The sequence below is a fragment of the Micromonospora endophytica genome (genome assembly GCF_003236305.1).
GTDB classification, from domain to species: Bacteria; Actinomycetota; Actinomycetes; order Mycobacteriales; family Micromonosporaceae; genus Micromonospora; species Micromonospora endophytica.
Genome location: NZ_POTX01000206.1, coordinates 1 through 10,781, shown reverse-complemented (window position 1 = coordinate 10,781; position 10,781 = coordinate 1). Strand labels below are relative to the sequence as shown.

Genomic DNA, 10,781 nt, shown 5'->3' with positions numbered 1-10,781 from the left:
AGATGTGTATAGGAGACAGGTGTCGACCTCGACCTGTATCCCGGTTGGATCGTGGCGCTGATGGGCCGCAACGGTTCCGGCAAGTCCAGCCTGCTCTGGGCGTTGCAGGGCAGTGGACCCCGGCACGGCGGAACGGTCACCGTCACCGGCCCCGACGGCGCCACCGACCCGGGCACCCTGTCTGCTGGCCGGGCCCGGCGTCAGGTCGGGCTGGTCCCGCAGACCCCGGGAGACCTGCTCTACCTGGAGACGGTGGACGCCGAATGTGGCCAGGCCGACCGGGAGTCCGAGGTGGCCGCCGGGACCTGCCGCGCCCTGCTCGACCAGGTCACCCCGGGACTGCCGGGCGAGCAGCATCCACGCGACCTGTCGGAGGGGCAGCGGCTGGGGCTCGCGCTCGCCGTCCAGCTCACCGCCGCCCCACCTGTGGTGCTGCTCGACGAACCGACCCGAGGGCTGGACTACCTGGCCAAACGGCAGTTCACGGCGATCGTCCGGCGGCTGGCCGCCGAAGGGCGGGCGATCGTCGTCGCCACCCACGACGTGGAGCTCGTCGCCACCCTCGCCGACCGGGTCGTGGTGATGGCCCAGGGCGAGATCGTGGCGGACGGCACCACCGCCGAGGTCATGCTCGCCTCACCCGCGTTCGCCCCGCAGGTCGCCAAGGTCCTGGCCCCGCAGCCCTGGCTGACCGTGGCGCAGGTCAGCGCCGCGCTGACCGGGACGCCGGGATGAGCGCGCTGCGGGTGGCCCCGCGTACCGCTGTCATCCTGACGCTCGCCTCCGCCGCCGCGCTCGCCACCTTCACCTGGCCGTTCTTCGTGCCCGCCCAGCCCGAGACGATGGCGCGCACCACCGAGGCGCCACTTGTCTTCCTCGTCGTACTGCCGGTGCTGCTGGCCCTTGTCCTGGCCGAACTCAGCTCCGGCGGCATCGACAGCAAAGCCCTGGCGATGCTCGGCGTGCTGGCGGCGGTGAACGCCGCCCTCCGCCCGCTCGGCGCCGGCACCGCCGGCATCGAGACGGTGTTCTTCCTGCTCGTGCTCGCCGGCCGGGTCTTCGGGCCCGGGTTCGGGTTCCTGCTCGGCGCGGTCTCGCTGTTCGCCTCCGCCCTGCTCACCGCCGGTGTCGGGCCGTGGTTGCCGTTCCAGATGCTGGCCGCGTCCTGGATCGGTCTCGGTGCCGGCCTGCTGCCGGGGCGGCTGCGCGGGCGGGCCGAGATCGCCGTGCTGGCCGGCTACGGCACCATCGCCGCGTACGGGTACGGGCTGCTGATGAATCTCTGGTTCTGGCCGTTCAGCGTCGGCGCGGACACCCAGCTCTCGTACCTCGCCGGCGCGCCGGTGCTGGAGAACCTGCACCGTTTCGCCGTGTTCACCGCCGTCACCTCCACCTTCGGCTGGGACACCGGCCGGGCCGTCACCACTGCCATCGCGATCGTGCTTGTCGGACCCGCGGTCCTGGCCGCGCTGCGCCGCGCCGCCCGGCGGGCCGCGTTCGACGCACCGGTGACCTTCGGCCGCGCGGACGAGACTGTGCCCGGAAGCAGCATGGAACGGGCCGGGCCGCAACGATCGGTCAGACCAGGTCGCTCACGAAGGCCCGGATGAGTGCGGCGCACTCGGCCGTGTGCGTCTCCAACAGGAGGTGCCCGCCGTCGTAGATGTGCGCGTCCATTCGAGCGAGGGCGCGGTGGTAGGCGAGGACCTCGTCGACGTCGAAGTACGGGTCGTGCCGTCCCCACAGCACGAGCGCCGGCGGCTGGTGAGCGCGGTGATAATCGGCGATCTCGTCGAAACGCGCGACATGGTTGGCGTAGTCGGCGAAGAGTGCGAACTGCGCGTCGATGTTGCCGGGTCGGCTCATCCGCGCCCAGTCGAGATGCCACGACTCGGGAGCGTGCAGGGTGCGCAGATGCGCCGGCAGCCCGGCGAGGTACTGGTCGCGGGTGCCGGCGAAGTTCAACCAGTCCGGCAGTTCGGCGCGCCTGGCGTCGGTCGGGTCGGCCCAGTACGCCCTGGCGGTGTCCCACTGCTCGCCGAGGCCCTCGGAGTGCGCGTTGCCGCTCTGCACGATGAGGCCGCAGATCCGGCCCGGGGCCCGGGTGGCCAGGTGGTAACCCACTGGCGCACCGAAGTCGTGCAGGTAGACGAAGAACCGCTCGACCCCGAGCTGATCGAGCAGCTTGTCGATCGTTCGCGAGAGATTCGCGAACGTGTAGTCGTAGTCGCTGATGGCAGGTGACGACGACATTCCGAAGCCGGGCAGATCCGGTGCGATCACGTGCGCGACGTCGGCGAGGGTCGGCATGATCTCCCGGAACGTGTGCGACGAACTGGGGAATCCGTGCAGCAGCAGCACCGTAGGTCGGCCGGAGCGCCCGGCTTCGCGGAAGAAGACCTCCAGGCCATCGACGTCGGCGCGTCGATGACGGATCTTCTGGATGGCCTGCATCGTGTCCTCCCTTCGGTGCCGGTACCCGCCCGGCCAGCCCCGATCTCCTGGTGACGACGGCCGTAGGATTTCACGGCGGACGACGGGCCGGGCGCAGACGTGCCGGGGGCAGTTGTCGTCAGTGGAACTGACGGGCCAGGCGGCGCTGTGCCGACCACCCAAACCAGCGGGACCCGGATCCCACTAGGGTGATGGCGTGAGTGGTCGCCAGGTGCCCGCCCAGGTCGGTGACCTGCCGCCGATCGGGCGACCAGCCACCAGCGCCCTCCGCGACGCAGGCATCACGACGCTTGCGCAGGTGGCCACCCACCGCCGCGACGATCTGCTGGCCCTGCACGGGGTCGGGCCGAAGGCGATCGGCATCCTGGCCACGGCACTGGCCGAGCAGGGCCTCGCCTTCGCCGACTGAGCCATAAGATTCCAGAGTGGACGACCAGCACGGCGCAGATCAGCGGACTCCGGCGTCGGTGACGGAATGGTCGCGGTTGTTCGTCAGCTACCACCAGTACGAGGTGTCCAGCGTGCCTGGCGCGTCGGGTGTGGCGATCTACACCCTCGGTGACAGTCTGCTGCACGTCAGCGGGCCGTTCCAGTGCGTCGGTTTCTGCGGCATCCACACCGGTTGGATCGAGGCACGGGTCCGTGTCCTGTCCGGTCCGCCGACGCAGGTCGACCCCGACTGGGACGCGATAAGCGAGACGACCCTGTGCAGTCCCAGCGGCCGGCTCTCGATCGTCGGCCTGATGGGCGGCACCGCGGCGGGCCTCACCGACGTCGTGGTCCCGCGCGGGCTGATCCGGGTGCGGGTGCACGCGCGCGACCGCCTGCACGAGACGGTACGCACCGACGGCGATCCACCCGAGCGGCACGAGCTGCACGTCTGGGCGGTCTCCGAGGAGACGCCGTGGCGCACAGTGGTGGCCGACCCGCAGCGCCGCCGCTGGGAGCAGAAGCCGGCGAAGGCCGCCGAGTGGGCGATGCTGTCGTTGGTGCCGCGTCCCTCCGGCCGCCCGGCCAGCCTGCCGCCGCTGCCACCTGACCCGTACCAGGACGACGCCGGCCTGCCCCGGGTGGCGGTGGTCCGCGACCGGCCTGCGCCGGTCGAGGTCGCGCCGGGCGTGCTGCCCGCCGGTGATCTGGAGGTCCGGCTGGAGCGGATCGACGGCGAGACACTGACCTGGTCGTGGGCCACCGCCGACGAGCCGATCTTCCCTCGCCCGCTGGACACCCTCCCCGACGACGAGCCGAGCACGGTACGGCTGACCGTCGGTCCCGGCGGTTTCCGGCTGCGGCACGAGGGGGTGCTCGGTCGGCACGCCGTCACTCTCGGCCTGATCTGGGACCATCTGCTCGACGCCGCCGGGTCCTATCCGTGGCGGGAGGCCCTGCGGAAGCAGGCCGCCGAGGCGACCGCGCAGGCCGAGAAGATCCGCCGCTTCCAGGCCGAACAGGAGGCCGAGCAGTGGGGCGGCCGGCCACCGTCGGACCGGCTCCGCGGCTTGCCGGGCCAGGCGCGATTCCTGGCCCGGGTCGACCGCCGTTTGCTGGATCGCATCGAGGCGCTGCCCGCCGCCCGCCAGCGCGAGGTGGCCTGCTGGGCGGCCCGCCGGGCGATGCGGGTGGCCGGGCTGGAGCAGATCGGGTGGATCGCCGAGGCGCTCGCCGCCGCCGAGGCCGACCGCCCGCTGCCCCGATCCTTCACCGAGCAGGGCGGCGCCGCCGCGTACCACCGGCTGAGGTCCGATCCCGAGGTGCCGCGTACCACCGCGCCGATGTACACCGAGCCGGGAGCGGCCGGTGCCGGTGACCGCAGCCAGATGCTTCTGCAGGCTTTTGCGTTTCCGGCCCTGGTCGCGCTGGTGAACGACGATCCGTTGGTCGCGGCGATCGACGCCGTCAGCGAGGCGGCCGTCGCCCACGGCGACGGCCGCGGCCAGTTCCTCGTCGACGTTCACGCGCTCCTGCGCTGAGCCGGCGACCCGTCAGCCGCCACCGAGGGCGCGACGCAGGTTCGCGCCACCCCAGTAGGGCCGCCGGCTGCCGAAGCGCTCCAGGAGCAGTTCGGTGAAGGGGCGCCACTGCGGCGCTGGCCACGCTCGCCATCTTCAATTTCGTCTGGATGTGGAATGATCTGTTGCTGCCGCTCGTCATCATGGGCGGCTCGGACTCCAAGACGTTGATGGTCGGCGTCCCGCTGATCAGCGGCCAGTACGACGTGTCGGTGCCGCTGGTCAGTGCCGGCCTGATCGTGGCCCTGCTCCCGGTGCTCATCAGCTACCTGGTGTGCCAACGCCAGCTCGTCTGCGGCGCGCTCGCCGGCTCCGGCACGTGAGCCGCGGTGGGACCGACCCGACCCGGGTACTCCTCTAAGTCCGGGCGCGGGTCACCCGGTCCCGTCCCCGATCCCGGCACCGGATCGGGGGCGGGACCGGCCCGCGGGCCCGGGTAGCAGGTGTGCCACCTGTACCGGCTGCGCCCCGGCGCGGAAGCCGAGTACGAGCGCCGGCACGCCGCGTTGTGGGCCACCACACAGATGCGCCCGCTCGGCAGTACGGCCTGCGGTGCGCCGCCCGGCACGACTTTCGTCAGGGACCGGTCCCGACCATCGCCAGACGTTTTCCCGAGAGTCGATTCCTAGGTTCGACGCATGCGGAAACCTTTCCTGGCGGCGCTCGCCCTGACCCTGACCGTCGCGGGCGCTGCACCCGCGTGGGGTGAGCGACCTGCCGCCGTGCCCACCCCGGCAGTGATCGACGCGTACCTTCGGGAGGCTCTCGACTCGACCGGGCTGCCGGGGCTGTCCGCGGTGGTGACCCACGGCGATCGGATCGTCCACGGGACCGGGCTCGGGCGCGACGCGTCCGGCCGGTCCGTCACCGCCGACACCCCGATGCGGGTGGCGTCGGTGAGCAAGTCGTTCACCGCCGCCGCGATCATGACGTTGGTGGACGAGGGTCGGGTGGCGCTGGACCAACCCGTCGCCACCTACCTGCCGGAGTTCCGGATGGCCGATCCGCGCGCCGGTCGGGTCACCGTGCGGCAACTGCTGAACCAGACCTCCGGTCTGTCCGACCGGAGCGTCGACATCGGCGCGACGCAGCGTGCCACGTCCCTCGCCGGCTACCTGGCCGCCCTGCGGCACGGCAGGTTGGCCGGCGAGCCCGGTGCCCGCTGGGAGTACTGCAACGTCAACTACGACGTCGCCGCCCGGCTGGTCGAGGTCGTCGACGGCCGGGATTTCGCCGACGCCATGCGGGACCGGGTATTCGGGCGGCTCGGCATGGACGCCAGCGCCGTCGGAGACCGGGTGGTACGGCCGTCCGACGGGTTCGTCTCCGTCTTCGGCGCCTGGCTGTCCCGAGCCGAACTGCCGGGATTCCGCGGCGGGGCCGGTGGGATCGTCACCTCCGCCTCCGACATGGGGCGTTGGCTGATCAGCCAGACCGGCCACGGTCCGCAGGTGGTGACGCCGGGCAGTCTGGCCGCGCTCCACCAGCCCCCGCCGGGTGGTGACTATGCCTTGGGCTGGGGTGTGGAAACGGTGGCGGGTCGCCCCCTGCTGGTGCACTCGGGCAACCTGTTCACGTACACGGCTGTCCAGGCCGTGGACCCGGCCACCGGCTTCGGCTTCGCGGTCATGACCAACAGCGCCTCGCTGCACGACGACACCTACCAGATCCTGCTCGGGTTGGTCGCCCTCGCCGACGGCCGCCAACCGACCACACCGGGCGGGGGTCGGCAGACGACGGAGTGGATCCTCGCGGCCATCGCCCTGGTCGCCCTCGCCCTCGGCCTCCTCGGTGTACGCCGATCCGGTCACTGGGCACGCCGACGTGCCGGGCGGGCGTGGTGGTGGACCGTGCTGAGGATGGCCGGGGTGTTGATGCCAGCGGCCGTGTTGGCCACGTACCCGCAGTGGGTGTCGTTGCTGATGAACGGCCGGGCCGTCACCTGGGCGCAGCTGACCTACTTTCCGGCGCCGCTGACGATCACGCTCGCCGTCGCGGCGGCGGCCGGGCTGGCCACCGCCACGGCGCGGCTGATCCGGCTGTTCCGGCCCGGCCACGACCGCCCCACTGTGCCATGACCGCTTGCTGCGCTACGGCGGCGGGTACGGCAGACTCAGCGGATCGAGCGTCACCAGTGGCGACGGTGCGACGGGTGCTGACGTGGCGAGGGGAGGCGTGACGTGCGGATCGCGTTGTTCGTGACCTGCCTGGCGGACACCATGTTCCCCGAGGCGGCGAAGGCGACCGTGCGGCTGCTGGAGCGGCTGGGCCACGAGGTGGTCTTCCCCGAGGGGCAGACCTGCTGCGGGCAGATGCACGTCAACACCGGCTATCAGGCCCAGGCGATGCCGCTGGTACGCCGGCACGTACGCACCTTCGATCCGTACGACGTGATCGTCGCTCCCTCCGGGTCGTGCGTCGGGTCGGTGCGCCACCAGCACGCGCTGGTGGCCCGCCGCGGCGGTGACGAGCGGCTGGCCAGCCGGGCCGAGTCGGTGGCCGGGCGGACGTACGAGCTGTCCGAGCTGCTCGTCGACGTGCTCGGGGTGACCGACGTCGGTGCCTACTTCCCGCACCGGGTGACCTACCACCCGACCTGCCACTCGCTGCGGATGCTGCGGGTCGGGGACCGGCCGCTGCGGCTGCTGCGCGAGGTACGCGGGCTCGACCTGGTCCAGTTGCCGGCGGCCGAGCAGTGCTGTGGCTTCGGTGGCACCTTCGCGGTGAAGAACGCGGACACGTCGACCGCGATGCTGGCGGACAAGATGCGCCACGTGCTCGCCACCGGCGCGGACGTCTGCGCGGCCGGCGACGTGTCGTGCCTGATGCACATCGGTGGTGGGCTGTCCCGGTTGCGTACCGGGGTGCGTACCGTGCACCTGGCCGAGATCCTGGCCGCCACCGAAGCGGGCGGCGGCCCCGAGCGGCGAGACGAACTGGTGGTGCGGACATGACCCGGACCTTCCTCGGCATGCCGGCGACCGCACCACAGGGCGTCGGGCAGCTGCGCGGCGAGCAGAGCTTCCCGGCCGCCGCCCGGCAGGCGCTTGCCGATGCGCAACTGCGCCGCAACCTCGGGCACGCCACGGCGACCATCCGGGCGAAGTCGGGTGCGGTGATCGCCGAGGCGCCGGACTGGGAAGAGCTGCGTGCGGCCGGCGCCGCGATCAAGACCGACGTGCTGGCCCGGCTGCCGGAGCTGCTGGAGCAGTTGGAGGCACGGGTGACGGCCGCCGGGGGAGTGGTGCACTGGGCCGCCGACGCGAACGAGGCGAACCGCATCGTCACCGACCTGGTCCGCGCCACCGGCAGCGACCGGGTGATCAAGGTCAAGTCGATGGCGACCCAGGAGATCGGCCTCAACGAGGCCCTCGACGCCGCCGGGATCATCGCGGTGGAGACCGACCTGGCCGAACTCATCGTGCAACTCGGTGACGACCGACCGAGCCACATCCTGGTGCCGGCCATCCACCGCAACCGGGCCGAGATCCGGGAGATCTTCCTGCGGGCGATGCCGGATGTGGACCCGGCCCTGACCGACGAGCCGGCGGCCCTGGCCGCGGCGGCACGGCGCTTCCTGCGGCAGACGTTCCTCACCACCCCGGTGGCGGTCTCCGGGGCGAACTTCGCGGTGGCGGAGACCGGCACCCTGGCCGTGGTCGAGTCCGAGGGCAACGGGCGGATGTGTCTCACTCTGCCGGAGACACTGATCACCGTGATGGGTGTGGAGAAGGTGGTGCCGACCTGGCGTGACCTGGAGGTGTTCCTGCAACTGCTGCCCCGGGCCTCGACCGGGGAACGGATGAACCCCTACACCTCGATGTGGACGGGCGTGACCCCGGGCGACGGACCCCAGGCGTTCCACCTGGTGCTGCTCGACAACGGCCGCAGCGCGGTGCTCGCCGACGAGGTGGGCCGGCAGGCGCTGCACTGCATCCGCTGCTCGGCCTGCCTGAACGTCTGCCCGGTGTACGAGCGGGTCGGCGGGCACGCGTACGGGTCGGTCTACCCGGGCCCGATCGGTGCGGTGCTCTCTCCCCAGCTGACCGGGGTGGCGGACAACGCCTCCCTGCCGTACGCGTCGTCGCTCTGCGGGGCCTGCTACGACGCCTGCCCCGTGAAGATCAACATTCCGGAGCTGCTGGTACACCTGCGGGACCAGGCCCCCCACCCGCGTGCCGAGTCGGCGGCGATGGCTGCCGCCGCGTACACCATGGACCACCCCGCCCTGTACGCGGCCGCGCAGCGCGCGACGCGGCTGAGCCGGTGGGCCGGCCGGCGCGGCCGGGGCCTGCCACCGCCGTTGTCCGGGTGGACCGCGGGCCGCGACCTGCCCGAGCCGCCGGCGGAGACGTTCCGCGAATGGTGGGCGAAGCGGTGAGCGGCCGGGAGGAGGTCCTCAGCCGGCTGCGCGCCGCCGTCGCGGGCGGCAGCGCTCCCGTCCCGGTGCCGCGCGCCTACCGGCGGGAGGGCCCGATCGACCTCGACCTGCTGGTGCAGCGGCTCACCGACTACCGGGCCCGGGTGCACCGGGTGCCCGAGGCGGATGTCGCCGACACGATCGCCGGCATCCTGCCGACGTCCGCGACTGTCGTCGTACCACCACAGCTGCCGCCGGCCTGGCTACCGGCCACGGTGACCGCCCGCACCGACGACGGTCTGGACAACGCCCGGATCGCCGCCGCTGACGGAGTCGTCACCGCCGCCGCCGTCGCTGTCGTCGAGACCGGCACCGTCGTGCTCGACGGCTCGCCCGACCAGGGCCGCCGCGTTCTCAGCCTGCTGCCGGACCTGCACATCTGCGTGGTCCGCGCGGCCCAGGTGGTGGCCGGGGTGCCGCAGGCACTGGCCCGACTCGCTCCGCACCGCCCGCTGACCTGGATCAGTGGGCCGTCGGCCACCAGCGACATCGAACTCAACCGGGTCGAGGGCGTCCACGGCCCCCGCACCCTGCACGTCATCCTGCTGCCCTGACCCACCGGATCGTCGGGCGCTGCCGGGGCGTACGGGTGTGAACGCATCCGTACGCCCCGTCAGGAGGTGCTGCGCGCGACATCTGTCAGGGGGTGAGCACGACCGTGGAGATGCTGCGGGCGCCGACGTTGACGCTGACCTGGCCGCCGTTCACGCTCACCGGCTGGCTTGCCGCATTGGCGTTCTGCGAGGTGAGGTAGTGCTCCGCCCGGGTGATGTTCTGCGGCACCTGGATCACGGCGTTGTTCACCGCGCTGGTCGAGCGGTTCAGGATCACCAGTGTGGTCTTTCCGCCACCGGAGTAGGCGGTGACCTCCAGCGGTGACGCCTTGGTGCTCTTGGTCAGGGCGACGCGCTGGTAGCCGGGGCGGACGTACTTGGCGTACTGGGAGAAGGCGTACCCGCGCTTCAGCGGAGCCCCTGCCGTGGTGCCGAAGGCCGCCTCGCCGTCGCCGATGAAGGAGTAGTAACGCTTGCCGTACCACCAGACGTAGGCGGTCCAGTTCGATTCCATCGACCGGTGCACCGTACGCATGATGTCGTCGAGGGTCTCGTTCCAGACCGTCTGGTTGCTCGGGTTGCCCCAGATGTTGGAGCCGCTGCCGTCGGCCTCGTGCAGGTTCCACTCGGTCATCCACACCGGCTTGTTGTGCTGGTCGGCCAGCGGGTACGACCGCAGCCGGCCCGAGGCCTCGGTGCCGTACAGGTGACCGCCGATGTAGCCGATGTTGTTCCGGGCGGTCACGTCGTTCAGGGTCGGATCGGTGTAGCTGTAGTTCAGGTTCACCGCCTCGGCGACCATCAGCTTGGTGTTCTGCACCCGGGCGCCGTGATCGCGGAGGAAGTTGCGCAGCTCGGTGCCGCTCCAGTCCATCGAGTCGTAGTCCGGGTGCCAGTCCGGCTCGTTCTGCACCGAGGTGACGTCGATCGTCACGCCCTGGCCCTGCATGTACTGGACGAAGCTGTTGAGATGGTTGGCGTAGTCGTCGTAGTAGTCGGTGCGCAACTTGCCGCCGTTGACCCGGCTGTTGTTCGTCTTCCACGCCGCCGGCGCTGTCCACGGTGAGGCCAGGATCTTGACGTTCGACCCGGACGACTTCGCCGTGCGGAGGGCGTTCACCTGGGTCGACCATTCGCTGGACACCGGTGAGATGCCGGTCCGTACGATCGACAGGCCCAGCTGGTTGGCGCCCAGGCCGACCAGGGTCTGGGTCTCGGCAGTCGACCAGGTGCCGCCCCAGATGGGGGTGGCCGCCCCGAACCCGTCGATCGTCTGGTACCTGGTGGCAGTGTTGACCGTGATGTCGGCCGGCCCGGTGGGGGGCGGGTTGGTCGGTCCGGTGG

Annotated in this window: 10 protein-coding genes and 1 pseudogene; 9 read left to right on the top strand and 2 right to left on the bottom strand. The window is 71.6% G+C overall.

Annotation, left to right across the window (positions count from 1 at the left end):
• Positions 1–18 precede the first annotated feature (18 nt).
• Positions 19–735 (top strand): annotated as a pseudogene (locus tag C1I93_RS23590) (ATP-binding cassette domain-containing protein); the annotation flags it as partial.
• Positions 732–1,610: an ECF transporter S component gene (locus C1I93_RS23585; protein WP_223256766.1), complete on the top strand. Its 879-nt coding sequence runs from the start codon at positions 732–734 to the stop codon at positions 1,608–1,610. The pseudogene C1I93_RS23590 and the gene C1I93_RS23585, both read left to right, overlap by 4 nt.
• On the opposite strand, the gene C1I93_RS23580 is transcribed toward C1I93_RS23585, so the two are convergent.
• Positions 1,579–2,454, bottom strand: coding sequence for an alpha/beta fold hydrolase (locus C1I93_RS23580; RefSeq protein ID WP_111245480.1), 876 nt, complete (start codon positions 2,452–2,454; stop codon positions 1,579–1,581). The genes C1I93_RS23585 and C1I93_RS23580 overlap by 32 nt on opposite strands.
• Before the next feature lie 196 nt (positions 2,455–2,650).
• Between C1I93_RS23580 and C1I93_RS23575 the strand changes: the two genes are divergently transcribed.
• The 7 genes from C1I93_RS23575 (at position 2,651) to C1I93_RS23545 (ending at position 9,437) form a co-directional block, all read left to right on the top strand.
• On the top strand, positions 2,651–2,863 hold the full coding sequence (locus C1I93_RS23575) for a helix-hairpin-helix domain-containing protein (protein WP_111245479.1): 213 nt from the start codon (positions 2,651–2,653) through the stop codon (positions 2,861–2,863).
• 16 nt (positions 2,864–2,879) lie between these two features.
• Positions 2,880–4,424 carry a hypothetical protein gene (locus C1I93_RS23570; RefSeq protein WP_111245478.1) on the top strand — a complete coding sequence of 515 codons (1,545 nt, stop codon included), beginning with the start codon at positions 2,880–2,882 and terminating at the stop codon, positions 4,422–4,424.
• Between the two features lie 149 nt (positions 4,425–4,573).
• Positions 4,574–4,786, top strand: a complete 213-nt coding sequence (locus C1I93_RS23565) for an ABC transporter permease family protein (protein WP_212808408.1) — start codon at positions 4,574–4,576, stop codon at positions 4,784–4,786.
• 315 nt (positions 4,787–5,101) lie between these two features.
• Positions 5,102–6,541 (top strand): serine hydrolase domain-containing protein, encoded by a 1,440-nt coding sequence (locus tag C1I93_RS23560; RefSeq protein WP_111245477.1) that lies wholly within the window; start codon positions 5,102–5,104, stop codon positions 6,539–6,541.
• A gap of 102 nt (positions 6,542–6,643) precedes the next feature.
• Positions 6,644–7,417 (top strand): (Fe-S)-binding protein, encoded by a 774-nt coding sequence (locus C1I93_RS23555; RefSeq protein WP_111245476.1) that lies wholly within the window; start codon positions 6,644–6,646, stop codon positions 7,415–7,417.
• Positions 7,414–8,844, top strand: a complete 1,431-nt coding sequence (locus tag C1I93_RS23550) for a LutB/LldF family L-lactate oxidation iron-sulfur protein (RefSeq protein ID WP_111245475.1) — start codon at positions 7,414–7,416, stop codon at positions 8,842–8,844. The genes C1I93_RS23555 and C1I93_RS23550 overlap by 4 nt, the downstream gene beginning before the upstream one ends.
• On the top strand, positions 8,826–9,437 hold the full coding sequence (locus C1I93_RS23545; protein ID WP_111245474.1) for a LutC/YkgG family protein: 612 nt from the start codon (positions 8,826–8,828) through the stop codon (positions 9,435–9,437). Before C1I93_RS23550 ends, C1I93_RS23545 begins: the two co-directional genes overlap by 19 nt.
• Positions 9,438–9,522: 85 nt before the next feature.
• Here C1I93_RS23545 and C1I93_RS23540 read toward each other — a convergent pair.
• Positions 9,523–10,781, bottom strand: a 1,259-nt coding sequence (locus C1I93_RS23540; protein WP_220039596.1) for a glycoside hydrolase, incomplete at its 5' end; no start/stop codon positions are given.